A 24,658-nucleotide genomic window follows, 5' to 3' on the forward strand; every position below is an offset into this window, starting at 1 on the left:
CTTCCTTCTCTCGGTTCCCGGCCTGCGCCGGGTCGGCATTTCTCGTCATCCGGCGCGTACCGCACCGGGCCAACAAATGCGCCGACGCCCGGCCTGCAGTGCAGAACCGGGCGTCGGCGAGGAAGCTACTTGGCGTCGGCCTTCTTGCCCGCGCGCTTGCCGTAGCGAGCCTCGAAGCGGGCCACGCGGCCACCGGTGTCCAGGATCTTCTGCTTGCCGGTGTAGAACGGGTGGCACTGCGAGCAGACCTCGACGGTGATGTGTCCCGACTCCTTGGTGCTGCGAGTCTGGAAGGTGTTGCCGCAACCACAGACCACCGTGGTGTCGACGTACGTCGGGTGGATTCCTGCCTTCATGGATGGTGTCCTCTCGATAGTGGTCGCCGGGTCGCCACGCTGGGCGTGAACCGGAACCGCTGGTTCCAAACTCTGCTTCGCAGAGGTCGGCGGGATTGTCTGCGGGACGCAGACGCACAGCGGTCCAGTATGCCAGAACCGCTACTACGCACCCAAAACACACCGGGCAACCATTTTGTTCCCTGCTTCGTGTATCTAAGGCAACCCCGCATACGCAGCACCCCAGAAAGTGAGGGCACGCGGTTTCTTCGCCCCTACGGAACCCTTAAGTCGAGTAGTCCGCTACTCGGGAAGGCGAACAGCACTGTTCATAGAGTTCGTAGGTGTCGAGTTCCCCCTGCACATCGGCGTGCCGAGACAGAAAGGAGAACGCTATGAACAGCCGAATCGCCCTCGCGGTGTTCGTCCTGTTGATTCTCACTGTCGCGGTGGGCTGGTTCGCGATCCCCGAGACCACGCCGTACGCGGCCTACACGACCGCCGATACGGTCGCGTACTACGAGCGGTCCGCCGATTCGGACGACGACGTCTCGGTGTCGGCGACGACGATGTTGCTCGCCTGCATGATCACCGGCGCGGCCGCCATCGGCCTGATCTTCTTCCGCCCGTACACGCCGAAGGGGCTCCGCGACAGCGAAGCCCCTTCGGTGGCACGGAAACTCGTACCGTTACTCGTCCAGCGCGCCCGGCGCGGTCTTGCTGACCTGCATCAGGAACTCGAGGTTGTTCTTGGACTTCTTCAGGCGGTCGATCAGCAGGTCGATCGCCTGGTGCGAGTCCAGGCCGGAAAGCACGCGGCGCAGCTTGTGCAGCACCGCCGCCTCGTCTGGGCTCAGCAGTAGCTCGTCCTTGCGGGTACCGGACGGGTTGACGTCCACCGCCGGGAACACGCGCCGTTCCGCGATCTTGCGGTCCAGCTTGAGCTCGGCGTTACCGGTGCCCTTGAACTCCTCGAAGATCACCGTGTCACCGGTCGAGCCGGTCTCCACCATGGCGGTGGCCATGATCGTCAGCGAGCCGCCGTTCTCGATGTTGCGCGCCGCGCCGAGGAACCGCTTGGGCGGGTACAGCGCGGTCGAGTCGACACCACCGGAGAGGATCCGGCCCGAGGCGGGCGAGGAGTTGTTGTACGCGCGGCCCAATCGGGTGATCGAGTCCAGCAGCACCACAACGTCTTTGCCCATTTCGACGAGTCGCTTGGCGCGCTCGATGGCCAGCTCGGCGACCGAGGTGTGATCGCTCGGCGGACGGTCGAAGGTCGAGGCGATGACCTCGCCCTTCACCGAACGCTGCATGTCGGTGACCTCTTCGGGACGCTCGTCGACCAGCACCACCATCAGGTAGCACTCGGGGTTGTTGGTCGCGATCGCGTTCGCGATGTCCTGCATGATCGTGGTCTTACCGGCCTTCGGCGGGGACACGATCAGCGCGCGCTGGCCCTTGCCGATCGGCATGATCAGGTCGATCACGCGGGTCGTCAGCTTGTTGGGCTGAGTCTCCAGCCGAAGTCGCTGGTTCGGGTACAGCGGGGTCAGCTTGCTGAATTCGGGGCGCCGCTTGGCCGCCTCGACGTCGCCGCCGTTGACCGTGTCCAGCCGCACCAGCGGATCGAACTTCTGCCGCTGGTTGGCCTGTTCGCCGTCGCGCGGAGCCCGCACGGCGCCGGTGATCGCGTCGCCGCGACGCAGGCCGTTCTTGCGGACCAGGTTCATCGAGACGTAGACGTCGTTCGGTCCGGCCAGGTAGCCCGAGGTGCGGACGAACGCGTAGTTGTCCAGCACGTCGAGGATGCCCGCGACCGGCTGTAGGACGTCGTCCTCGCGGATCTCGAGCTCGCGGCTCTCACCGCCGCCGGTCTCGCGGTCGCGCCCACGACGACGCTCACGGAACCGGCGACCACGACGACCGCGGCCGCCTTCCTCGTCGTCGCCACCGCGACCGCCCTCGCCGCGACCACCGTCGCCGCGACCGCCCTGAGCGCGCTGCTCGCCGTTCTGACCGCGCTCACCCTGACCGCGCTCACCTTGACCACGCTCACCCTGGCCACGCTCGCGGCGCCGTTCGCCCTGCTCGGCTTCCGGCTTCTGCTCGTCACCACGCGCCTCGGCGGTCTCGCCGCCCGAACGCGCCTGGTCACGGCCGCGACGCTGCCGACCACGGCCGCGCTGACCACCTTCGCGGCCGGACTCTTCGCTGGTCTCGGCGGCGGGGGCGGAATCGTTCTGCGGCGACTCGGCCTGCGCGGACTTCGAAGGAGCGGGATCGGCGGGAGCCTCGGGCGCGGGCGCGGCGGCCTTCTCGGCGGGCGCGGCTTCCTTCGCCTTGGCCTCCTTGGCCGGAGCCTTCTCCTTCGCCGGCGCGGGCGTCACGTCGAGGGCCGCCTGCTCGGCCTTCTCGCCGCGCGCGGGCTTGTCCGACTTGGCGGACTTACCGGCCTGGTTCTCCTTGATGGCGGCGATCAGATCACCCTTGCGCATACCGGAGGTGCCTCGGATACCGAGCTCCCCCGCCAGCGCGCGCAACTGCGGCAACAACATTCCAGTCAGCCCCGATCGTGCGACGTCGGTTTGTTCGCTCATCTTCGAAATCTGTCCGGATTCACTTTCGCGGCCGCCCGAGGAACTTGGGTTGGATTCCACCCCGGGTGTCGCGAGCAGGTCCGTATCTGTCACGGAAATCCTTTCCTTCCCTCGACCGCCGTGTGCTGTTTCGAGGGTTCGTCCCGCAGTCCGGGCACTCTGCCGGACTCGGTATTGCCGTATCGCCTGCCCCGCCGGACCGGAGGCTTCGCCACCGGTTGTGAAAGGTGGGAGAGATCATTCCAGTTGCGCAGCTACGCAGTACCCCCATGGCCTGGAGGCTCGAGCCTGGAGCCTGCTGGAGCGATTGCCCTGATGAAGCACCGGCGTCTGATGCGCACGATGTACGGACTTGCTCAGAATAGCTGGCAACTGTGAACCTCGGCAAGGCAGACGCGCCGTCAGTCGACCTGGACGCCTTCGGCGAGTCCTGGCTCGACCACCCGGAGTCCGTCGGCCGCCGCGAGTTCTCGGAGTTCCGCTGGGAATTCGCTGGTACCGAGGGCCAACACGGTCGGACCCGCACCCGAGACGGTCGCCGGAATGCCTGCCGCGCGCAACCGCTCGATCCACGCCGTGGTGAGCGGTAGCGCGGGGGCACGCTGGCCCTGATGCAGCCGGTCGGCCGTAGCGGGCATGAGCAGGTCGGGACGCTGGGTCAGCGCGACGACGGCCAGCGCGGCCCTGCTGACGTTGAAGGCGGCGTCGCCGTGCGGCACCGTCTCGGGAAGCAGACCCCTGGTGTGCGCGGTGGACGAGCGGACCTCGGGAATCAGCACCACCGGGCGCAGGGACGGGTGCGGGTCGAGCCGGACGGCGCGGTACACCCGGCCGTGCTCGGGGATGTCCGCGCTCGCCTCGGTCGCGTCGGCGGCGGTCTCGGTCCAGGACACCACGATCCCGCCGAGCACGCTGGCCGCCGCGTTGTCCGGGTGGCCTTCGAATTCCGAGGCCAGCTGCACCAATCGTGCGGCGTCGACGGCGAGCTCGGGATCCAGCTTCGCGGCGAGCGCGCAGCCCGCGGCCAGGCCGCCGACCACCGCGGAGGCCGACGAGCCGAGCCCGCGCGAATGCGGAATCACGTTGCGGCACACCACATCGAGGCCGTCGGCCCACACACCGGCGGACTCCAGGCCGCGTTCGATGGCGCGCACGACGAGATGCGAAGGGCCCCAAGGGACATCGTCGGCACCCTCACCCTCGACCCGGATCGTCAAGCCGGAATCGGTGGTGCGCACCTCGATCTCGTCGTAGATGCCCAAAGCCATACCGAGCGAGTCGAATCCGGGACCGAGGTTGGCGCTCGACGCGGGCACCCGCGCCGTCACGGAGAGTCCGGCGGGCAGGGTCCGCGACATCAACTGGCTTTCGCGTGAACTCAACTCAGGCCAGCTCGAGTCGGGCGGCGACCGCCACCGGGTCGACCGCGATCGGCTGCACCTGCGGCATACCGAGCAGCGCGGTGTCGGGATCCTTGAGACCGTTGCCGGTGACGGTGCACACCACCGTCAGGCCCGCGTCCAGCCAGCCTTCCTTGCGGGCCGCGAGCACGCCTGCCACGCTCGCCGCCGAGGCGGGCTCGACGAAGACGCCTTCCTTCGCCGCGACCAGGCGGTACGCCGCGAGGATCTCCTCGTCGGTGGCCGCGCGGAACACGCCGCCGGACTGCTCCTTGGCCTCCACCGCGCCGTTCCAGGACGCGGGCGCGCCGATCCGGATGGCGGTGGCGATGGTCTCCGGGTCCTTCACCGGAGCGCCGTTGACCAGCGGGGCCGCACCGGCGGCCTGCACGCCGAGCATGCGGGGCAGGCCGTTGGTGATGCCGTCGGCGTAGTACTCGCGGTAACCGCGCCAGTACGCGGTGATGTTGCCCGCGTTGCCCACCGGGAGCGCGTGCACGTCCGGCGCCTTGCCGAGCACGTCGCAGATCTCGAACGAGGCGGTCTTCTGGCCCTCGATGCGCGCCGGGTTCACCGAGTTCACCAGGCCGACGGCCGGGAAGTCGGCGGTGACCTTGCGGGCCAGCTCGAGGCAGTCGTCGAAGTTGCCCTCGACCTGGATGATCTGCGCGCCGAGCATGACGGCCTGGGCCAGCTTGCCCATCGCGATCTTGCCCTGCGGGATCAGCACCGCGCAGCTCATGCCCGCCCTGGTGGCGTACGCCGCGGCCGACGCCGAGGTGTTGCCGGTGGACGCGCAGAGCACCGCCTTCTGACCGCGGTACTTGGCGTCGGTCATGGCCATGGTCATGCCACGGTCCTTGAACGAGCCGGTCGGGTTGGCGCCCTCGACCTTGAGGTACACCTCGCAGCCGGTCAGCTCGGACAAGTACGGCGCGGGCACCAGCGGGGTGCCGCCCTCGAACAGCGTGACCGGCTCCCAGTCGGCCGCACCCGCGAGCCGATCACGGTAGGCCGCGATCAGACCCGGCCAGCGGGAGTGCACTCCTGCCTGCGGGGCGACGCCTGTCGCGCTCATGCCAGCCCTCCCTGCCTCGAACCGGGAGCAATGGTGCACCGGAAGCCTGTAAACCTATCGCTTCGAATGTCGGCGACGATCCGCACATTCGTACTCATTCTTCGGTGCCTTCCAATCTCAAAACGCTTGTCACTGATGTGACGGACGCCATCTCCGCCAAAGCCGACACGGTGTCCGCGAGCGCCGACTCCACCGCGTGGTGGGTCACCACGACCAGGCGCGCACCCTCGCCGTGCCCTTCCTGACGGACGGTCGAAATGCTCACCCCGTGCTTGGCGAATTCGCCCGCAACCTTGGCCAGGACGCCGGGGACGTCTTCGACCTGCAGGTTCACGTGGTAGCGGGTGGGCGTATCGCCGATCGGCGCGATCGGTAGCTCAGCATAAACCGATTCGCCCGGCGCGCGGCCACCGAAGAACTTGTTGCGTGCGGCCATCACCAGGTCACCGAGCACCGCGGAGGCGGTCGGAGCGCCGCCCGCGCCCTGCCCGTAGAACATCAGCCTGCCCGCGTTGTCCGCCTCGACGACCACGGCGTTGAACGCGCCACTGACCGCCGCCAGCGGGTGCTTGCGCGGGATCAGCGCCGGGTAGACCCGCACCGAGACGCGCTCCTTGCCGCCCTCGGCCAGGCTCGGCTCGCCGGGCCCCGCGTCCACGCGCTCGCAGATCGCCAGCAGCTTGACCGTGCAGTTCACCGCCGATGCGGTCTCCAGGTCCTCCGCGGTGATCTTGGAAATGCCCTCGCGGTACACATCGGCCGCGGTCACCCGGGTGTGGAAGGCCAGCGACGCCAGGATCGCGGCCTTGGCCGCCGCGTCGTAGCCCTCGACATCGGCGGTCGGGTCGGCCTCCGCGTAGCCGAGGCGGGTGGCCTCGGCGAGGGTCGCGGAGTAGTCCGCGCCGGTCTCGTCCATGGCCGAGAGGATGAAGTTCGTGGTGCCGTTGACGATGCCGACCACACGGTTCACCCGGTCGCCGGACAGCGACTGGATCAGCGGACGCACGACCGGGATGGCGCCCGCGACCGCGGCCTCGAAGTACAGGTCGGCGCGGTTGCGCTCGGCGGCCGCGGCGAGTTCGCCGGTGTAATCGGCCAGCAGGGCCTTGTTCGCGGTGACCACGGATTTGCCCGCGTTCAGCGCGGCCAGGATCAGACGGCGCGCGGGATCGATGCCGCCGATGACCTCGACGACCAGGTCGACGTCCGGGCGGTCGACCAGCACGTCCGCGTCGGTGGTCAGCAGTTCGGCGGGCAGACCGCGATCCTTGTCCAGGCTGCGCACCGCGACGCCGCGCAGCACGACGGGCGCGCCGACGCGCGAGCGCAGGTCGTCGGCGTGCTCGCGCAGAATCCGCACGACCTCGGTGCCGACATTGCCCATGCCGAGGACCGCGACGCCGATCGGGCGATCGGTCCCCCAGGTACCGTTCTTGGCCACTTCGGTCATGCCTCAACCTCCAGACTCAGCAGATCCGCCACCGTTTCCCGGCGCAGCACCAGTCGCGGCTGACCGTCGCGAACGGCGACGACCGCCGGACGGGTCAACTGGTTGTATCGACTGGACATCGAATAGCAATACGCTCCGGTCGCGGCCACCGCCACCAGATCGCCGGGGCCGACGTCGGCGGGCATCCAGGTGTCGCGGATGACGATGTCGCCACTCTCGCAATGCTTTCCGACGACGCGCGCCACGACGGGCTGTGCGTCCGAGGAGCGCGAGACCAGGCGGCAGTCGTAATCGGCCTGGTAGAGCGCGGGGCGGATGTTGTCGCTCATACCGCCGTCGACGCTCACGTAGCGGCGGCGCAGGCCCGCGTCCAGCGAGACGTCCTTGGTGGTGCCGACCTCGTAGAGGGTGACGGTGCCGGGTCCGGCGATGGCGCGGCCCGGCTCGACCGCGATGGTCGGCTCGGGCAGACCCGCGCGGGCCGCCTCCTCGGCGACCAGGCGGCGCAGGTTCGCCGCGAACCCGCCGAGCGGCGGCGGGTCGTCGTTCGGCAAGTACGAAATACCCAGTCCGCCACCGAGATCCAGCGTCGAGATCTGCGCGGTGCGCTCCACGCCGAACTTGTCGATGGCCTCGCGCAGCAGGCCGAGCATGCGACGCGCGGCGATCTCGAAACCGTCGATCTCGAAGATCTGCGAACCGATGTGCGAGTGCAGTCCGACCAGCCGCAGGTTGCTGGCCTCGAAGACGCGGGCGAGCGCTTCCATGGCGTCGCCGCCCGCGATCGAGAAGCCGAACTTCTGGTCCTCGTGCGCGGTCGAAATGTATTCGTGGGTATGGGCTTCCACGCCGACGGTGACGCGGACCAGCACGTCCTGCACAACACCGGCGCGCCCGGCGACCGCCTCGAGCCGGTCGATCTCGATCAGCGAGTCGACCACCACGTGGCCGACACCGGCCTGCACCGCGGCCTCCAGCTCGGTGACGGATTTGTTGTTGCCGTGCAACGCGATTCGCTCGGCGGGGAAGCCGGCGTGCAGCGCGATGGCGAGTTCGCCGCCGGAGCAGACGTCCAGCGAGAGGCCCTCGTCGCGGATCCAGCGGGCGATCTCGCCGCACAGGAACGCCTTGGACGCGTAGTGCACCCGGGCGTTGGGGCCGAAGGCCTGCACCATGTCCCGGCAGCGGGAACGGAAGTCGTCCTCGTCGACCACGAACAGCGGGGTGCCGAACTGCGCGGCGAGGTCGTGCACCGGCACACCGGCCAGCCGCACCACGCCGTCGGCGTCGCGAGAGGCGTTGCGCGGCCAGACATTCGCGGGCAGGTCGATCATCTGCTGCGGATCGGTCGGCCGCTCCGGCAGGTTGGGAGCGTGGGGCAGGCGCGTAGCCTGCGAAGCGCCCGAAGAACTCAGCTCCGCGTGGCGTGGCCCGGCGGGGTGCGCGCTCATAGTTGTTCCTTCCTTACCGCACGCGCCGAGCACGTGGACAGATACGAATTCACGAGTCGCCCGCGCACTACATACGCTCCGGTGCGCTGACACCCAGCAGGCCGAGGCCGTTGGCGAGCACCTGGCGGGTGGCCTTCACCAGCTCCAGGCGGGCGGACTTGAGCGGAGTGACCGGCTCGTCGCCCTTGGGCAGCACCCGCATGTCGTCGTCGGACTGGAACGGGTGGTAGGCGCCGGCGAGTTCCTCCAGGTAGCGCACGACCCGGTGCGGCTCCCGGTTCTCCGCCGCCGTCGCGACCACCCGGGGGTACTCGCCGAGTGTGCGGATCAGCTCGCCCTCGCGATCCGAGGTCATCAGGGCGAAATCCGGTGCGACCGAAGCGAAATCGAACGCGGCCGAGTTGTCGATGATGCGGCAGGAGCGGGCGTGCGCGTACTGCACGTAGTAGATGGGGTTGACGCTGTCCTGCTTGGTCCACAGGTCCAGGTCGATATCGATGCTGGAGTTCACCGAGGACCGCACCAGCGAGTAGCGCGCGGCGTCGACGCCGATCGCCTCGACCAGGTCGTCGAGCGTGACCACGGTGCCCGCGCGCTTGCTCATGCGAACGGCCGCACCGTCTTTCAGCAGATTCACCATCTGGCCGATCAGCACCTCGACGGTGTCCGGGTCGTCGCCGAACGCCGCCGCGGCGGCCTTGAGGCGGCCGATGTAACCGTGGTGGTCGGCGCCGAGCATGTAGATGCACAGGTCGAAGCCGCGGGCGCGCTTGTCGTGGAAGTAGGCGATGTCACCGGCGATGTAGGCCGACTTGCCGTCGCTCTTGATGACCACGCGGTCCTTGTCGTCGCCGTACTCGGAGCTGGCGATCCACCAGGCGCCGTCCTTCTCGTACAGCTTGCCGGAGGACTTGAGCTCCTCGACGGCCTTGTCCACCGCGCCGGAGGCGAACAGCGAGCTCTCGTTGAAGTAGACGTCGAAGTCGGTGCCGAACTCGTGCAGGGTCTGCTTGATGTGGGCGAACATCAGCTCGACGCCCTCACGGCGGAACACCTCGTGCCGCTCGTCCTCGGGCAGGTCGACGACGCCCGGGTTCTCGGCGACCACCCGGTCGGCGATCTCACCGATGTAGGCGCCCGCGTACCCGTCCTCGGGGGTCGGCGCGCCGGTGGCGGCGGCGACCAGGGAGTTGGCGAACCGGTCGATCTGCGCGCCGTGGTCGTTGAAGTAGTACTCGCGGGTGACGTCGGCGCCCTGCGCGGCCAGGATGCGCCCCAGCGCGTCGCCGACCGATGCCCAGCGGGTGCCGCCGAGGTGGATCGGGCCGGTCGGGTTCGCCGAGACGAACTCCAGGTTGATCCGGGTGCCCGCGAGCGCGTCGGCGGTGCCGTAGGACGCGCCCGCCGTCAGCACCTTCCGCACGATCGCGCCCTGCGCGGCGGCGGCGAGGCGGATGTTCAGGAAGCCGGGGCCCGCGACCTCCGCCGAGGAAACGCTCTCGGTGGCGCTCAGCGCGTCGGCCAGCCAGGTGGCCAACTCGCGGGGATTCGTTCCGGCCTTCTTGGCCACCTGCATGGCCACATTCGTGGCATAGTCACCGTGTTCCGGATTGCGGGGGCGCTCCACGTTGACCTCGTCGGGCAGGACCGCGGGGTCCAGTCCACGTTCGACAAGCACCTTCGCCGCGGTGGAGCGAAGGAGATCTGCAAGGTCAGCTGGAGTCACGAGTCTCTATCCTATGGTCTGGGCAGGTGTACGCCGTCGGGCGGGCACTGCCCCGGATCCGTCCGCAATGAACAGCACAGCGGTTCATCACATCGAGAGAGCAACGAGCAATGCCGAGTAGCAACAGCGCCTCGAAGTCGGCCAAGGCCGTACGAGCCGCGGGGAAGGCGTCGCCTTCCCGCAAGGGGGGCGGCGGCAAGGGCCAACTTCCGAAGAAACGCCAGGTCCCGTGGTTGGCCATCGGCGCGGCCGCAGTAATCATCGCATTGATCGGTGCCCTCGCCTACAACCTGGTCCCCAAATACCGCGAACAGGCCGAACTGGACAAGTACACGCCCAGTGCGCAGAAGAAGGACCCGTCGGATCAGATCGCGGGCGTGGTGAAGAAGGACTACGCGCAGGGCGCGGGCAAGCACGTCGACCCGACGCAGCGGGTGGCCTACGACCAGACGCCGCCGTTCGGTGGTCCGCACGACCAGGCGTGGGCCGACTGCACCGGTGTCGTCTACGCGAAGCCGATCCGCACCGAGAACGCGGTGCACTCGCTCGAGCACGGCGCGGTCTGGATCGCCTACAACCCTGACAAGGTGGACGCTGCGGGCATCGACACGCTGAAGAAGAAGGTCGAAGGCAAGCAGTACACGCTGATGTCGCCGTACCCGGGGCTGGACAGCGCGATCTCGCTGCAGTCGTGGGGCCACCAGCTGAAACTGGACGACCCGCAGGACAAGCGGATCAACCAGTTCATCACCGCGCTGCGGCAGAACCAGTACACCTATCCCGAGGTCGGCGCGGCCTGCTCCAACCCGTACTTCGACCGGGAGAACCCGGAACCGTTCGATCCCGCGCCGGCGGGGCCGGACGCGGTGCCGATGGATGGTGCGGGGATCCCGACCGATCCGTCCGAGCTCGGAGGTGGGCTGCCGCCCGGTATTCCGGGTGTGCCGGGCATCCCCGGCGTTCCCGGCCTGCCCGGTACGCCTGGCGTGCCCGGCCTGCCCGGCACGCCGGGTCTGCCCGGTGCACCGGCCGCGCCGACGGCGGGTCCCTAGATGCAGGCCGAAGCCGAGTCGGAGACCGGGTTCAAGGCGCAGGTTCGCAGGCAGGGAGTGGCGCTGCTGATCCTCGGCGCCATCGGCGCCATCCTGCTCGGATTCGCCATCGGGACGCTCGTGCGTCTGCCGCTGGACGGCGGCTCCGGTGAACCCGACCCCAACGCGGTCGACATCGGCTTCGCCCAGGACATGTCCGCGCACCACGCCCAGGCCGTGGAGATGGCGGGCATCGCCCTGCTGCGCTCGACGGACAACGACGTGCGCAGGCTGGCCTACGACATCATGACGACCCAGCAGAATCAGGTCGGGCGGATGCAGGGTTGGTTGCAGCTGTGGAACAAGCCCGCGCAGGGCGCCGAGGGTTTCATGGGCTGGATGAGCGAACCCGACTCCGGGCACGGGCACGGCGGCGGGCATCAGATGTCCGGGTCGATGGCGAGCATGCCCGGCATGGCGACCCAGGAGGAACTCGCCGCGCTGCGCCAAGCGCCAATGCCCGAGGCCGACGCCATGTTCCTGCGGCTCATGCTGCGCCACCACCAGGGCGGCATCCCGATGATGGAGTACGCGACCAAGCACGCCGCGACCACCGCCGTGCGCACCCTCGCCGCCAGCATGGTCGAAACCCAACAGGCCGAATCCCGCCTGCTGACCACCATGCTGACCGCCCGCGGCGGCACCCCCCTCCCCCTCAACTGACCCGGCGTCGGGCCGGACCGTTCGAAAGCGCCCGGCCCGACGCCCTTTTTGGCGTCCAGCGCGCGATGCGATACGCTTGCCCCGCCCGATCGGACCACCCGGCCCGACCGAGACCTATCCCGCCCTCGTAGCTCAGGGGATAGAGCGTCTGCCTCCGGAGCAGAAGGCCGCAGGTTCGAATCCTGCCGAGGGCACGCATGACAAAGGCCCCTGAGCAGCGCATCGGCTGTCGGGGGCCTTTCTCGTTCACGATCTCAACTCGCGTCGATGACACGCGATGACCCCAAAGTCTTCGCCGCTTCCCGAAGCGCATCGTCTTGCGAGTGGGTGTAGATCCTCGTGGTGACACCGGCATCGGCGTGCCCCAACCACGCGGCGATCACCGCCAACGGCACCTGGCGAACGAACATCAAGAACAAGTCAGCGGAACGCTTCAGTGTCGGACAGCTGCTCAACCTCGCCGACCGGCTTGACCTGAACTTCGGTTTCGAACTCTCCCTAATAGACCTAATAGACCCGAGCTGGGCTTGATCAGGTGGTACCCGCCGATCGCGTCATGAGACACCACACCTAACTGTCGTTCCCGCCCGCCGCCCTGCCAAGCTCATCAGGAACGGCAGCACCGCTGCCCTGACTACCTCGGACGGCTGAAGAATCGCGCCCAGGAGGTTCCCGAAGCCAAGCCCCGATCTCGGGAGTGAGAGCACCGCTGATGACGCCGAGATCGGCTCGCGCGCAATCGTAGAACTCGTTCCGCAGTCGACCCATCGTCTCAAAGAGCTGCACGTACTCCCCATGGTCGGGGTGCTCACTCAAGGCGAGGTGTCGGAAGCCCCAGATCGCTTCGTTCCATCGTTGCGCGGCGACAACGGCTTTCGGAGAGCCAAGCAAGAACAGCGCCTCCCAATTCGTGATCCTCTCCGCGTCAGTGGCGGCCAACTCCGCGATGGCAGCGTCACGATTGATCGGTGGCCACTCTGCCGAGTAGCCGTGCCTCTCCGCCAAACGCATGCACACGATCAGGGCCTTCTTCATCCCGCTCGCGTGATCGATGTACGCGGCCAGACGCTTGTCATCCCATCGGGTGTCGAGATTTCGCCTCCACTTCGTGCGTTCGATCAGCACTGTTGCCGAGAAGGTCGAACCTGCGCCGAGCACAACCGCGGCGAGCGTGAGAAGTTGTTGTACCACCGGGCTCATAGAGTGAATTTTGGCTGGGACGCAACAAGATCGGAGCCGATATCGACCACTACAGCGGGCGCCCCGATTGCCCTAGCACAGCGCAACCCTCCTGAACCCGAAGACACTAACCTCATGAGACGGCATACCTAGGACTCAATTCGACTGGGGTTTCGTGACATTCGAACGGCGCCGTCACGAAACTCGCACGCGCCTCGGTCTCTAAGAATCAAGGCAGTTGGGTTGATGGCTAGGCATCAACCCTCGGTTGTGATCGGGTACTCGTTCATGATCACTGTGCGCTCGGCGGGCCAGATCGACTCGACCACTTCGAGTGCTCTTCGTGGGTCGAGACGGCGGGCGGATGCGCGGAGATGCCATACGCAAGGCGTTCGCCCGCGCAAGAAGCAGGGTCGGCGTGAAAGTCACCTTCCACTACCTTCGGCACACTGGGCAGACTCTCGCCGCCTCGACAGGCGCCAGCCTGGCGGACCTCAAAAAGCGGCTAGGCCACGCCCTCCGACGCAGCAACGTCGAGATATCTCCACGCTGTCGACGGCCGCGACAAGGAGATTGCCGCCGAGCTGAGTAAGCTTGCCGCACGCAGCAGCGCCGCACCGTTGCCGAAGTCGATCGTGGTCGAGAACTGATGTCGCACATATCGATACCGCTGGTCACTGCTGAGTGTGCACGCTCGCGACATACTCACCGAAGGGTATCGCCGCGGCTGACGCCCGGCGCAACAGCGAGAATGCTCCTATGACCGAAGAACTGGTGAGGTTCCTCGAGGCGCGGCTGGATGAGGAGGCCGACTTGGCCCGGCGCTGCGACGGTGACGGATGCGGGGAGTGGTCCGCCCACGGGCACACGGTCGACTTCTGTCAGGTCGACCTCTCGGGTTTCCACCCCACGATTGCTCTGCATGTGGCTCTGCACGACCCGGCCCGCGTCCTGCGCGAGATCGAGGCCAAGCGACGCATCCTGGCCCGTCACGCCCGCGATCCCTGGCCGTGCCACGACTTGCGTGACCTTGCTTCGCCCTACACCAACCATCCCGACTTCCCCGCGCAGGCCTGAAGCGGAGGAAGGGCGGCGCAACACACCGCATCTGCGGCCGTACCTCATCGAGCACCTGGAGAAGGGGGCGCATCGGCCTCATCGAGGTTCGCAGATCGAATTCGTTCTGGGAGCGCCGCCGGAGTGAGCGAAGCCGGTCGAGGCACACGAGGGGGTACCGCGCCAGCTGCGCGGTGAACAGCTCGACAGCGCCGGTGATCCGCTGGGCGTTGACCTTGCGAAGGGCATCGTGCGCCTGCCCGCTGCGAAATGCGCGCAGCGTCAGTCGGACACGCCCGACACCTGATAAGGCAACCACGAACGCGCCCGGCACCTCGTCGAGGTGGACATAGTCGCGCCATCGGCTGTCCTCGCCTCGGGCGGGGAGCGGAATCGGTGTGTGGCGTTCTTGTCCGAGCCGTGCAGTACGGTCCCGAATCAGACGATCTTGGACGGCACGGTGGGTGTCGCGCCATCTGGTGACAGGCGGCGAGCTGCCTCGGCCGCGAGCGTCTTTTGCACCGGCACAGCGCATTTCGATATCAGAGAGAACTCATGGACCTGCATCAGTCCGCCAGCCGCTACTTCGGCGTCCCCGTTCCCGCTCGTGTGGCCGAGGCCGTCGACGATCGGCTGCTCGAGTATTGGACGGGCGATCGTGGCCCGCTCGTGGACGCCCACTTGGCGATCAACTACCCGTACTTCGGAGCGATCGACAAATCGCTGAGCGGATTCCTCGTCATCGATGACGAAGGGGACGACTACACGCTGCTGGATCTGCGCGGCGATGGCCGGGTGTGGTGGCAGGATCACGAAACCCGAGAACTGGACCTGTGGTTCGAGTCTTTCGATGACTGGCTGGCCTACCGGGACGAACTCGAGCGGGCCGAAGAGAACGACGAGGACGAGCGGTCGAGATTCGATATTCGCGACTCCTTCCGTCCGCCGTCATTCGCCGCGACCTCCGGGCCCGGCCCGACCAGCGCCGAATTGGCGAACCGCTACCAGTGGCTGGTGTGGCTGTTGGCGCGGCCGTTGCTGCGCGACGGAAAGCCCACCCGGTCCGCGGCGGACCTGACCTCCAGCGCCGCCGGGCACTTCACGCACCTGTGGAGCGCGACCGAGGCCCAGCAGGTGCTCGAGGTGGAATTGCCTCTGCTGCACCGCGATCCACATCTGGCCATCTACTGGCTGTTGCACACGGGCCTGCTCGCACAGGACGACGACCGCGCCCGCGTACTCGCCGAGATCGGCCGTACCGAGGATCGCCCAGACCTGCTGGACGCCTTCGCCGAGGTCTTCGGCACGATGACGATCGACGGCGACGTGGCGTCCGTGCCGGAGTTCCGTGTCCGCCGTTCGCTGCTCCAGCAGTTCGTCGCTCCCGATGACGAGGCGCGAACGCGGGCCGCGCTCACCGCCATGGAGATGGCACCGGAGCGCCTGCCGCTGGCCCGGGCGACCTGGATCAATCACGGCCTGGACGACAGAACGCTCACCGCCGAACAGGTGGGCGCCGCCCTGGATCGGATGCCTGTCACGACCGGTACGGCACTGCTGCGAGCCGAAGCGGATCGGCGAGCTGGACGCGATCACAGCCCGGCCGCGGACACTCTCGTGCGTTTGCTGCCCGCATCCACCTGCGCCTGGTCGCTTCGCGTGTGGGCGCTTTCGGTGGCGACGCCGCTGGTGCGCGACGGCGCGGCGCTCGCCGCGGCGGCCGGAGAGCTGCTCGGCAAAGATCCGTACAGCAGGGCCTGCCTGATCGCCCTGCGGCGGGCCCACGAGCTGTGCGAGACCGAACCGGTGCTGACCCGCGCGGAGCTCGACCTCCGCTGGGCCGACGCCGAGGTGTCGTCCCCCTACCTGCAGCGGCTGAGCGCAGGCGACCACGCCGCCGCCCTGGCCGAGATCGATAATTCCGAACTGAGCGATGTTGTCGCACAACGCGTTCTGCTGCGCGCGGACATCGATGAGTCGCCCGCCGAAGTGATCGAATGGGCGCTCGACGCCATGCTCGGCAGTGCGCACCCGGATCGGGCCGCGCTGGCGGCCAGCGGTATCGAGCACCTGCCCGCCCAGGTGCGCACCCGCGTGGTCAAGGGCATGCGGGTGGACGCCCCGGACAGCGCCTTGGTTCCGGTGCTTCTCCGGCTACTCGAGCACACACCGGAGCCGGATGCCTCCGACATCGTCGCCGAGATGAACAACGACGAACTGAAGAAGGCCGTCTGCCTCGCCCTGGCTCCGGTCGCGCATCATCCGCAGGTGTTCGACGAACTGCTCCGGCTGGCGGCCCTGCCCGCACCGGCGAGCACGGTCGAAGCGCTGTGGGAGCAGCTGTTCCGGCCGAGCGGGGAGCAGTATGTGCTGCCACGGCTCTCGCCCGAGCAGGCCGTGCGGGCCGCCGCCGCCATGATCGACACCATCTTGTCCCATCCGGGGATAGGCGCTCGCAATACCGCTGGCCACCAGCTGTATCGCTTCCAGCACGCCGGTGCGCAGGACTTTCTCATCGCGGCGCTCGACGACTACGGTCGTCGCTACGCCGACTCCGACCCGGCGCACAGCGTGCTGCTCAGCCACGGGCAGACAGTGGACGACCAGCTCGAAACAGTGGTCGCCAACCTGTATTCGGCGGTACGGAACCTGAAGACCGACACCGCGCGCACGGCATTGATCGAGCGGCTGTTCACCGAACGGCGCAGCATCTGGCGCATGGGAAACGCACTCGGTGAGATCTTCTCAGCGGAGGTGCACCGGGATGTCCTGCGGCGGTTGCGCGATCGGCGCGACCATCGTGCCGCCGCGCACTACGCCAATGCCGTCACCGATCACGTGAAGCAGCGATGGCCTCTCGTCGAACTGCTGCGTGAGATCAGCGGCTGGGCCACACCGGCGGACGAGACCGAACAGCGGGTGTTCAAGTACGCGCTGGCCGTCGGCATCATGGCCGCGTGGGAAGCCGACGAGTACGACCTCGTCCGAACCGCCTACGTCAGTTGGACGTCCATCGCGGTCGACGCCGTCGAGCCCGACGATCTCTCTCGCGGCCGGGACTGGTTCGATCCGCTCACCTCGGACGACATGCGCGCGCAGCTCGCCGAAGTGCTGTCAGGAGAGGCGGATTCGGCACGGAGCGCGCTGCTCGACAAGGGCGAGCGAGCCCGCGCGGCAGGGCGGCCGCTCGTTCGGATCGGTGACGACGACCTCGGCACCTTGGCGGGCACCACCGTGCGGCGCCGCCTGCTCACCGACCGAAGCACGGGCGAGGTGTGGTTCCTCGACTCGGACGGCGAAATCTACGCCTTCGACGGCTTCGGCATCCTGGGCGACAACCCCTTCCAGACGAGCCCGATCGGCTATCACGGGATGCGGGAGTTCCTGGGCGAGGCGCGCGAACAATCCGAGCGCGCGTTGCTGTGGACGACTTCAGGCAACGAATTCGTCGAACTGGTGCGCTATCTCGACCGAGTCGTCTATCGGTGGGGCGTCAACAACGGCCGCTTCGACACGGTCGGCCTCATCTTCCCCGACCCGGCCGCCGCCGGAAACGCCTTCACCGGAATGAAGGCCACCTGCGCGGCGGCGAAATACACCGAATCCGATCCCTGGTATCTGCCCGGTCGTGCGGCCATCATGCGCACCTTCTACCGGCCCGACGCCGACAGCGAACGCCTGGTGGCCTTCGACCGGCCACGGTTCGCGGTGGACCCGGAACTCGCGGCGGCGCACGAACGCCGGGAGCTGGAGCTGTACCGCGACGGTGCGGCGCTGTCCACCCTGGAATGGGTAACCTGGAACGGCTACCGGGTACGCGAGGAACTGACCGTCGCCGAATGGGTCCGCGCTCGCATCCGCGACGACGATCAGGATCCGGCCTGGCATGTCACCGCCCTCGGCGAGATAGCTGAATACCTTGTGGCACAGGGATTCACCACACACTCACCCGGTCTGGACGAGTTGAAAGTGGAAGTCGGCCCGCCCGCCCCGGCCGAGGAGATCGACGCGCTCGAGGAGGCGCTCACGGCACCGCTGCCCGCGAGCCTGCGTACGCTCTGGGAGCGCATCGGCTACGCCGAGTGGCGGATCGGAAGGGCCGGTCTGCGACTGCTGAGTCCCGCCGAGGTACGGCGGGAGCGGGGGCCCATGCGCAAACTCGGGGCGAAGTACACGGTCGCGCTGCGCCCTGACGAGCAACTTCATTGGGACCCCGTGCTGTCGACCCTGAGTGCGCTCGTGGTCGGCCTCGACGGCACGATCGACACCGTATTCTCCGACGTGTCACCGAGTTCCGACGGCCGGGTCTTCACGAATTCGGATGCGCATCCGGCCTACTCGTGGTGGGAGAAGTCGCTGTCGTGGATCCTCGCGACCTCGTTCCTGAGCCTGTTCGCCGACCACCTCGAGCAGGCCGCGCCCGAAACCACCATGCTCTTCGGCGGCCAGCGGCGCGGCCCCGGGCTCACCCGCCGGTACTTCGAGGCCGTCGGGCCGAACGGCACGAAGTTCTGGGAGATCGTCACCGACCCCGGCCTCGATACCGTCGCCACCCGGCACGGTAAAGAAGGCAGCGTCGGCACCGTCAACACGAAGCGCTACGGCGACCCGGCCAAGGCCGCCGCCAAGGCCGCGAAAACGATTGCCGCGAAAGAGAAGAGCGGATACGAGGAGACCGTCGACTGACGCACGGGCCAGCCGAGCAGCTCAGTCCGTCACCGACAGCGGCCGAGCAGCTCGGCGCAGCGGTCCCCCGCACGCACCGCAGCCGACCTTTGGCAGGATGACACCGTGCGTTCTGTATTGCGGGTGGGGGCCGTTGTGGCCGCGATGATCGCCCTGAGTTCTTGTTATCCGGAGGATGTTCCGACATCGGCGTCCACCACGACGTCGGCGGCGGCGCCCACGAGTGTGCCGACGCCGGAGCAGCGGCGGCTTCAGGGCATGTTGGCGGAGGGTACGCGGATGGCGGATGTGCTCGCGCTGCCGACAGATATCGATCCGGAGGTCACGCTGTATGGGCGGGCGGGGGTGTTGACCTCGGCGATGCTGGTGGTGATGGCTGGGCACAGTCAGGAGATGAAGGCGGTGGCCGAGCGCAACGGGCTGCTCAGCGGATTCATCTCGCATCGCACGAACGGTGATCGGGAGCGACGGAAAGACCTGACACACGGCGTGATGCGGTTCCCCGATGCCGATACGGCGACGAAGGCGGCCGAGGAATTCGGGGATACCGCGGCGAGCTCTCCCGGCCTGTTGCAGAACGAAGCGCAAACGCCCGCACCGCTGCCCGATGCCCCGGAAACGCGCTTCAGCTACCTGGAAGATCGGGGACGGTTCCAGGGAATGGCCTTCACCGCCGTGCGCGAGTACGTGATCTACACCTCGGTGGGGGCCACGACCCGCGCCGACCTGGAGCGAATCGCGCTGCGCGCCATCGAGTTACAGCGTCCCCTCCTCGATGACTTCCGCGCGACACCACCCGCCGACTATCCCGATCTGCCCTACGACCCGGACGGCGTTTACGCCCTCGCCATCGGCGACGGTGACGCGCAGCGTGGCGCGTATCGCCGCCGCGGCGCGGTGCTCTTCGCGCAGGACCAGCCCCGGGCGGCGACTTTGTTCGGCGAAGTCGGATTGAACGCCATGGCGAACAAGGACACGACGGTCTATCGCACCGACGACTCCTCCGGAGCGCAGCGCCTGGGTGCGGCCCTGGCGGAGATGCAGCGCGAGCTGCAGCCCGCGCCGACCGCTCCCGGCGTCGCGTCTTCGTCGTGTCGGTCGGACCCGCAAGGCGGTGCCAATTCCTGGTTCTGCGTCGTGACCGCGGGGCGGTACGTCGGCGAGATCTGGGCGAAGACCCAGGACGACGCCCACCGGCTGCTCGAAGAGCAGCACCGAGTGCTGCTGGCCGCGAAGTAGATCGGATCGGACGGGCGTTTTGCCGTACCCTCGCGTTCATGAGCTGCTGCGGGCCGTCGCGCCGGACCCTGCTCGGCGCCTTCGCCTCCGCAGCCCTGCTTTCCGCGTTGCCCGCGGGTCGAGCGCGGGCGCACCGCGTTTCGCCGCTGGCGACGGATCTGGAAGTGGTCACCGTCACCGACCGCTCGGTCGCGCTGACCTGGACGACGGTGGCTCCGGACGACTCGGGACGCCTGACGCCGGTCCCCTCCGATGCCGAAGTTCGTTTGGGTCCGGCGGATTCCGCTAGTACGCCGGTCCCCGTCTTCGCCGATCCCGAGCGAACCCCTTTTCACTACGCGGAGATCGGCGGTTTGGAGCCGGGCCGACGCTACCGTTTCGAAGCTCGGTCGCAGGGCGTGCGGGCGACGCCCGCTCTCTCGCTGACGACGCTGACTCCCGGAACACCGGAAACCACCGGCGAATTCACCACCCTGGTGCCGCCGCCAGGCCACCTGTTGCGCACCATCGCGCTGGCCAACGACGTGCACTACGGCGAGACGGTGAGCGGCCTTGTGGTCGGCGGGTTCCCGCCCGGGTTCCGCCAGCTCGCCGGTCTGCCGCCCTACCCGGAAGTCATGCTGGACGCGCTGCTCGACGACCTGCGGGCCAGGGACGTGGACCAACTGGTCGTCGCGGGTGACCTGACCAGCGAGGCGACGCCGGAGGAAGCGCGCGGTGTCCGCGCCCGGCTGGACACCTGGGGCGCGCTCGGCAGCGACTACCTGGTGACGAGAGGCAATCACGATCGCCCGCACGTCGGTTACCGGGGCTGCACGCATCTGGGCGAACACCGCGACTGCTGGGGCGACAACTTCCTGCCCAGGCAGCAACTGGTCGAACACGAGGTCGGCGGCCTGCGCCTGCTCGGCGTGGACACCAGTGAACTCGACGGCTCGGGCGGCCGCATCGAACGGCCGCAGTTCGATCACCTCGCCGAGGTGCTGCGCGCCGACCCGGACCGCCCGACCCTGGTCTTCGGCCACCACCCGGTGACCCGCGAGTCCGGGCTGACCAACACCGCGGGCCCCGGCTTCGTTCTCAACGGTCCGGACAGCGCGGAGCTACAGCGCCACTACGAGCGCGCGCCCGGCGTCTTCCTGCACCACAGCGGCCACACCCACCGCAACCGGCGCACCCGCCCGGACGCGAACATCGCGGTGGAATTCCTCGAGGTGGCCGCGGTGAAGGAGTATCCGGGTGGCTACAGCCTGCTGCGCGTGTACGAGGGCGGGTACATGGTGAACTTCTACAAGACGCGCGCCGAGAGCGCCCGGCGGTGGAGCAGCACCACCCGCGGCGAATACTTCGGTCTGTTGCCCGACTACACCTTCGGCACTTTCGCCGATCGCAATCACGTTGTCGCGCGAGACTTTTCCGGCCTCGCATGAACGATGGCACGCACGCGACCCTGGATCGCCCGCGTCGTCGCGAACGGCCCACGGTGGGTGAACACCCATGCGGCCACTCACCGCGTGCGGCAACCGTCGGCGACGCCCCGATCCGACATCGAACCGGGGCGTCGACGACCGGCGCACCCCTTTGCCTGGAGCGAGCGGCGGGAATCGAACCCGCGTAAACGGCTTTGCAGACCGTTGCCTGAACCACTCAGCCACGCCCGCCTCGTCTTCGAGAATGCCGGGCCGGGCGTCGAGCGACCAGGCTTGGGCTCGAGCTGATTCGAAAGCGGGCCTGAACCCCGCGCGGGTGATAACGACGCCGGAACGTCGGCGCACGACACGGAAACGGCCACTCGGCATGGAATGATCGGGGACATGTCTCGGCCACGCCCGCTTCCAGTCGACCCGATCGAGGAGGCCCACCGCCAGTGGGTCGGCCACGGCTGGGGCGATGTCGCCGACGGCATGGCGGCGGTGACGTCGCTGGTGCGCGCCCAGCAAATCGTGATGGCCCGGGTGGACGAGGCACTCAAACCGACCGGTCTGACCTTCTCCCGGTACGAGCTGCTGATGTTGCTCAGCTTCAGCAAGACCGGCGCGCTGCCGATGGCGAAGGCCAGCGCCCGACTGCAAGTGCACCCGACCAGCGTCACCAACACCGTCGATCGCCTGGAGGCGGCACGACTCGTGGAACGAGTTCCGCACCCCAGCGACCGCCGCGCCACCCTGATCGAGATCACCGACGCCGGAAGGGAATTGGTCGCCGAGGCGACCAAGGAACTGAACACGAAGGTGTTCGCCCAGCCAGGTCTGCCCCCGCAGCGACTGCACACGTTGTTGCAGTTGCTCGCGGAATTCCGGCATGCCGCGGGCGACTTCGACACCGGGGACGCGCCCGCCCGCTGGAACACCCGCGATCGCTGAACTTCGGTCCGTACCTACCGGTCTCGTACACCACGGAAACGACCGCCGCGTAACGTTCCGGCATCCAACTAGCGAATTAGCGGCGGTGTTGCCTTGGCAGCGGACGGGAAAAGGTCCACCATGTAATCCATGGTGCTGGTCTTGGGGGTATCGGCGGGCGCTGGTGGCGCGCGCGCGATGTTGACACATTCCGACCAGCCGCACTTGCCTCCGATCGACCGCTGCCACGTACCGCGTCGTATGGGCGGCGGCGTCGAGGAAGCAGTGTTCGAGGCGATCAGCCGAATGAGCCGTTCAGCGCAGCTACGAGACGAGCTGATCACCGGAACCGCGGTCACCTGCCGCTGCCCGCTGCACGCCGACGCCATTCGCGCCGCGGCGGGCCGCAGCCGACTGACCATCGTCGACGAGCCGCTCGCCCAGTTGCGATACCTGCGCTTCACCGGAAGCCTGCCGGAGTCGGGCACGGTGATGCTCTACGACCTCGGCAGCTCCGGGCTGACGGTCACGCACGCCGACTGCCGCACCGACACCATCCTCTCCAGCAAACGCAGCACGGTGCTCGGCGGCGACGGCTACGACGCGCTGCTGCGCTGGCAACTCGCCCGCGGCGGCGTGCTCACCGATCGGCTGACCAGCCGACGGCATCGCGAGGCGCTCAGCACCGCGCGGGTGGTCACCGCGACCGACGCCGGCTCCGGCGGGCGCGCCGTGGTGACCCGCAGCGACCTGGCCGAACTGTGCGCGGCCAGCATCCACCACTCCGCGTCGTTCGTCCGCCAGCTCATCGAGGAAAGCGGGGTGCGCCCCGACGCGCTCGTGCTGCTCGGCGGCTGCACCCGCAGCCCCAGCGTGCGCGCCGAGCTGGCCGAACTCGTCGATCTGCCGGTGGTCTACGACCCGGAGCCGGAATACGTCTCGGCCCGCGGCGCGGTGCTGCTCGCCGCCGAACGCCCGTCCGGCGACGTGCGGATGGCGCGCCTGCGGGCGGGCGCGACACTGTACCGGCCGGCCACCGCGGGCGTCGACCGCCGGAAAGTCATCGCGGCAGTGGCGGTCACCGCGGCGCTCGGCGCGACGATCGCCGGTCTGCTCGCGGTGGAACGGAATTCGGCGCGGCCGCCGCACGGCGGAACCGCGCCGACGCAGATCGAACTGCGCAGCACCCCGGAGCCCTCGGGCAACTGAGACCGGAGCCCGCCGCGTCCCGTTGACTAGCATGGCGCGAGAACCACACGCGCACGACAACGGGGGTGTACACATGGCATTCGCCGCCACAAGAACCATGCTCACGACCGGATTCGGCGTGCTGACCTCGCATCGCGCTCTTCGCGCGTTTCCGAGGCGGTCGGCCGTCACCGGCGCGGTCGTAATGGGCGCGCCGATGCTGTTGGTCGGCACGGACATCGTCGGCACCGCCTCGGCGACGCCGTTACTGCTGGCGGGCGCCGCCTACCTGCTGACGATGATCGTCACCACGTTCGGCAATGCCGCGCTCATCGCGCAGACCGACATCGTGCTTCGCGGCGGGTACCCCACTGCGGCCGAGGGCAGGCGGGCGGCGCGGGCACGGTGGGCCGCGGTCCTGCTGTGGGCGCTCGCGGCGGCGACCGTGCTGCCGGTGCTGCGCCTGGTCGAGCACGACTTCCGCGACATGCGCGCGACGCGCGGCCGTACCCGCACGGCGTGGGCGGACGTGGCCAACCTGACGCTGCCGAAGATCGTCCTGGAGCATCGGAATCCGATCGACGCACTGCGTGATTCGCGGGCGACGCTGGAGCGCGGGTGGGGCCCCGGCGTGGCGAGCAGCGCGCGCCTCGGCGTCGTCGGCTACGTGCTCGTGCTCGTCGGGCTCCTGGTGAGTGTGTCGGTCGGTGCGGCGTTGGGCGCGCAGGCACAGGCCGGGATCGGCCTCCCCTACGGCGCGGCGGTCGGCGGCTGGTTCGGCCTGTCCGTCTTCACCACCGCGCTGATCTTCGTCTCGGCCGCGACCGCGGTGTATCAGGTCGCGCTCTACCGCTACACGGTCGACGGACGCACGCCGCCCGCGTTCGCCGCGGATCTCACGCGTGCGTTCCAACCCTGAGCAGAATCGTCTGCGCGCGAAGCCATTCCCGCTCAGGTTCGAACCGAGCCGTCCGCCCCGAAAAGAGCGACGGCGCGCGTGAACGCCTCGGAAGGCGACGCACGATGCCTGCGTTCACCGCGAATCTCGAGCGCTCGCTCCAACCCTGAGCGGAGGCGTCCGAGCGCGAAGTCACTCCCGCGCGGGATCGAACCGAGCCGTTCGCCTTCTGGAAACAGCAACGGCTCGCGCGAACGCCTCGGGGGCGGGCGCGCG

General features: G+C 68.4%; 19 protein-coding genes and 2 tRNA genes. 12 read left to right on the forward strand and 9 right to left on the reverse strand.

The window, feature by feature from the left end; translation table 11 throughout:
* Positions 1 to 125: 125 nt before the first annotated feature.
* The 7 genes from rpmE to argS form a co-directional block, all read right to left on the reverse strand.
* A complete protein-coding gene (gene rpmE, locus ABZV58_RS10380) occupies positions 126 to 356 on the reverse strand; it encodes a 50S ribosomal protein L31 (RefSeq protein ID WP_039796334.1) in 231 nt (76 codons plus the stop codon).
* A 668-nt stretch (positions 357 to 1,024) separates the two neighbouring features.
* On the reverse strand, positions 1,025 to 2,893 hold the full coding sequence (rho, locus tag ABZV58_RS10385; protein ID WP_355000519.1) for a transcription termination factor Rho: 1,869 nt from the start codon (positions 2,891 to 2,893) through the stop codon (positions 1,025 to 1,027).
* 443 nt (positions 2,894 to 3,336) lie between these two features.
* On the reverse strand, positions 3,337 to 4,293 hold the full coding sequence (gene thrB / locus ABZV58_RS10390) for a homoserine kinase (protein ID WP_355000520.1): 957 nt from the start codon (positions 4,291 to 4,293) through the stop codon (positions 3,337 to 3,339).
* A 25-nt stretch (positions 4,294 to 4,318) separates the two neighbouring features.
* A complete protein-coding gene (gene thrC / locus ABZV58_RS10395; protein WP_354999889.1) occupies positions 4,319 to 5,413 on the reverse strand; it encodes a threonine synthase in 1,095 nt (364 codons plus the stop codon).
* A 94-nt stretch (positions 5,414 to 5,507) separates the two neighbouring features.
* Positions 5,508 to 6,863 (reverse strand): homoserine dehydrogenase, encoded by a 1,356-nt coding sequence (locus ABZV58_RS10400; RefSeq protein WP_354999890.1) that lies wholly within the window; start codon positions 6,861 to 6,863, stop codon positions 5,508 to 5,510.
* On the reverse strand, positions 6,860 to 8,314 hold the full coding sequence (lysA, locus tag ABZV58_RS10405) for a diaminopimelate decarboxylase (protein WP_354999891.1): 1,455 nt from the start codon (positions 8,312 to 8,314) through the stop codon (positions 6,860 to 6,862). The genes ABZV58_RS10400 and lysA overlap by 4 nt, the downstream gene beginning before the upstream one ends.
* A 67-nt stretch (positions 8,315 to 8,381) precedes the next feature.
* Positions 8,382 to 10,040, reverse strand: coding sequence for an arginine--tRNA ligase (argS, locus tag ABZV58_RS10410; protein ID WP_354999892.1), 1,659 nt, complete (start codon positions 10,038 to 10,040; stop codon positions 8,382 to 8,384).
* A gap of 110 nt (positions 10,041 to 10,150) precedes the next feature.
* Here argS and ABZV58_RS10415 point away from each other — a divergent pair, with 110 nt between their 5' ends.
* From ABZV58_RS10415 to ABZV58_RS10430, 4 genes are all read left to right on the forward strand, one after another.
* Entirely contained in the window at positions 10,151 to 11,092 is a 942-nt protein-coding gene (locus ABZV58_RS10415; RefSeq protein WP_354999893.1) for a DUF3105 domain-containing protein, read from the forward strand.
* Positions 11,093 to 11,794, forward strand: a complete 702-nt coding sequence (locus ABZV58_RS10420) for a DUF305 domain-containing protein (RefSeq protein WP_354999894.1) — start codon at positions 11,093 to 11,095, stop codon at positions 11,792 to 11,794.
* A 121-nt stretch (positions 11,795 to 11,915) separates the two neighbouring features.
* Positions 11,916 to 11,988, forward strand: a tRNA-Arg gene (locus tag ABZV58_RS10425).
* Positions 11,989 to 12,136: 148 nt separating this feature from the next.
* Positions 12,137 to 12,325: a hypothetical protein gene (locus tag ABZV58_RS10430; RefSeq protein WP_354999895.1), complete on the forward strand. Its 189-nt coding sequence runs from the start codon at positions 12,137 to 12,139 to the stop codon at positions 12,323 to 12,325.
* Positions 12,326 to 12,364: 39 nt separating this feature from the next.
* On the opposite strand, the gene ABZV58_RS10435 is transcribed toward ABZV58_RS10430, so the two are convergent.
* Positions 12,365 to 12,994, reverse strand: coding sequence for a hypothetical protein (locus ABZV58_RS10435; RefSeq protein ID WP_354999896.1), 630 nt, complete (start codon positions 12,992 to 12,994; stop codon positions 12,365 to 12,367).
* A 343-nt stretch (positions 12,995 to 13,337) separates the two neighbouring features.
* Here ABZV58_RS10435 and ABZV58_RS10440 point away from each other — a divergent pair, with 343 nt between their 5' ends.
* The 5 genes from ABZV58_RS10440 to ABZV58_RS10460 all read left to right on the forward strand — a co-directional run bounded on the left by ABZV58_RS10440 (position 13,338) and on the right by ABZV58_RS10460 (position 21,384).
* A complete protein-coding gene (locus ABZV58_RS10440) occupies positions 13,338 to 13,565 on the forward strand; it encodes a hypothetical protein (RefSeq protein WP_354999897.1) in 228 nt (75 codons plus the stop codon).
* Positions 13,566 to 13,732: 167 nt separating this feature from the next.
* The gene (locus ABZV58_RS10445; protein ID WP_354999898.1) at positions 13,733 to 14,050 is read left to right on the forward strand and encodes a DUF6221 family protein; all 318 of its coding nucleotides are present in this window, start codon (positions 13,733 to 13,735) and stop codon (positions 14,048 to 14,050) included.
* A 534-nt stretch (positions 14,051 to 14,584) separates the two neighbouring features.
* On the forward strand, positions 14,585 to 18,715 hold the full coding sequence (locus ABZV58_RS10450; protein ID WP_354999899.1) for a WGR domain-containing protein: 4,131 nt from the start codon (positions 14,585 to 14,587) through the stop codon (positions 18,713 to 18,715).
* A 105-nt stretch (positions 18,716 to 18,820) separates the two neighbouring features.
* Entirely contained in the window at positions 18,821 to 19,954 is a 1,134-nt protein-coding gene (locus tag ABZV58_RS10455; RefSeq protein ID WP_354999900.1) for a hypothetical protein, read from the forward strand.
* 38 nt (positions 19,955 to 19,992) lie between these two features.
* Positions 19,993 to 21,384 carry a metallophosphoesterase gene (locus ABZV58_RS10460; protein WP_354999901.1) on the forward strand — a complete coding sequence of 464 codons (1,392 nt, stop codon included), beginning with the start codon at positions 19,993 to 19,995 and terminating at the stop codon, positions 21,382 to 21,384.
* Between the two features lie 156 nt (positions 21,385 to 21,540).
* Here the strand turns inward: ABZV58_RS10460 and ABZV58_RS10465 are convergent.
* A tRNA-Cys gene (locus ABZV58_RS10465) sits at positions 21,541 to 21,615 on the reverse strand.
* Positions 21,616 to 21,768: 153 nt separating this feature from the next.
* Here ABZV58_RS10465 and ABZV58_RS10470 point away from each other — a divergent pair.
* The 3 genes from ABZV58_RS10470 (at position 21,769) to ABZV58_RS10480 (ending at position 24,403) form a co-directional block, all read left to right on the forward strand.
* Positions 21,769 to 22,317 (forward strand): MarR family transcriptional regulator, encoded by a 549-nt coding sequence (locus ABZV58_RS10470; RefSeq protein ID WP_354999902.1) that lies wholly within the window; start codon positions 21,769 to 21,771, stop codon positions 22,315 to 22,317.
* A 129-nt stretch (positions 22,318 to 22,446) separates the two neighbouring features.
* Positions 22,447 to 23,505 carry an Hsp70 family protein gene (locus ABZV58_RS10475; protein WP_354999903.1) on the forward strand — a complete coding sequence of 353 codons (1,059 nt, stop codon included), beginning with the start codon at positions 22,447 to 22,449 and terminating at the stop codon, positions 23,503 to 23,505.
* A gap of 73 nt (positions 23,506 to 23,578) precedes the next feature.
* Entirely contained in the window at positions 23,579 to 24,403 is an 825-nt protein-coding gene (locus ABZV58_RS10480) for a DUF6159 family protein (protein ID WP_354999904.1), read from the forward strand.
* Positions 24,404 to 24,658 lie beyond the last annotated feature (255 nt).

This window comes from Nocardia sp. NPDC004654 (genome assembly GCF_040609595.1).
In the GTDB taxonomy this organism is placed as follows: domain Bacteria; phylum Actinomycetota; class Actinomycetes; order Mycobacteriales; family Mycobacteriaceae; genus Nocardia.

Coding starts and splice junctions, on each gene's coding strand:
- rho (WP_355000519.1), bottom strand. CDS start 2,893: ATGTTGTTGCCGCAGTTGCGCGCGCTGGCGGGGGAGCTCGGTATCCGA.
- rpmE (WP_039796334.1), bottom strand. CDS start 356: ATGAAGGCAGGAATCCACCCGACGTACGTCGACACCACGGTGGTCTGT.
- ABZV58_RS10445 (WP_354999898.1), top strand. CDS start 13,733: ATGACCGAAGAACTGGTGAGGTTCCTCGAGGCGCGGCTGGATGAGGAG.
- ABZV58_RS10460 (WP_354999901.1), top strand. CDS start 19,993: ATGAGCTGCTGCGGGCCGTCGCGCCGGACCCTGCTCGGCGCCTTCGCC.
- thrB (WP_355000520.1), bottom strand. CDS start 4,293: ATGTCGCGGACCCTGCCCGCCGGACTCTCCGTGACGGCGCGGGTGCCC.
- ABZV58_RS10450 (WP_354999899.1), top strand. CDS start 14,585: ATGGACCTGCATCAGTCCGCCAGCCGCTACTTCGGCGTCCCCGTTCCC.
- ABZV58_RS10420 (WP_354999894.1), top strand. CDS start 11,093: ATGCAGGCCGAAGCCGAGTCGGAGACCGGGTTCAAGGCGCAGGTTCGC.
- ABZV58_RS10435 (WP_354999896.1), bottom strand. CDS start 12,994: ATGAGCCCGGTGGTACAACAACTTCTCACGCTCGCCGCGGTTGTGCTC.
- ABZV58_RS10470 (WP_354999902.1), top strand. CDS start 21,769: ATGTCTCGGCCACGCCCGCTTCCAGTCGACCCGATCGAGGAGGCCCAC.
- ABZV58_RS10400 (WP_354999890.1), bottom strand. CDS start 6,863: ATGACCGAAGTGGCCAAGAACGGTACCTGGGGGACCGATCGCCCGATC.
- ABZV58_RS10415 (WP_354999893.1), top strand. CDS start 10,151: ATGCCGAGTAGCAACAGCGCCTCGAAGTCGGCCAAGGCCGTACGAGCC.
- thrC (WP_354999889.1), bottom strand. CDS start 5,413: ATGAGCGCGACAGGCGTCGCCCCGCAGGCAGGAGTGCACTCCCGCTGG.
- ABZV58_RS10440 (WP_354999897.1), top strand. CDS start 13,338: ATGCGCGGAGATGCCATACGCAAGGCGTTCGCCCGCGCAAGAAGCAGG.
- lysA (WP_354999891.1), bottom strand. CDS start 8,314: ATGAGCGCGCACCCCGCCGGGCCACGCCACGCGGAGCTGAGTTCTTCG.
- ABZV58_RS10480 (WP_354999904.1), top strand. CDS start 23,579: ATGGCATTCGCCGCCACAAGAACCATGCTCACGACCGGATTCGGCGTG.
- ABZV58_RS10475 (WP_354999903.1), top strand. CDS start 22,447: ATGGTGCTGGTCTTGGGGGTATCGGCGGGCGCTGGTGGCGCGCGCGCG.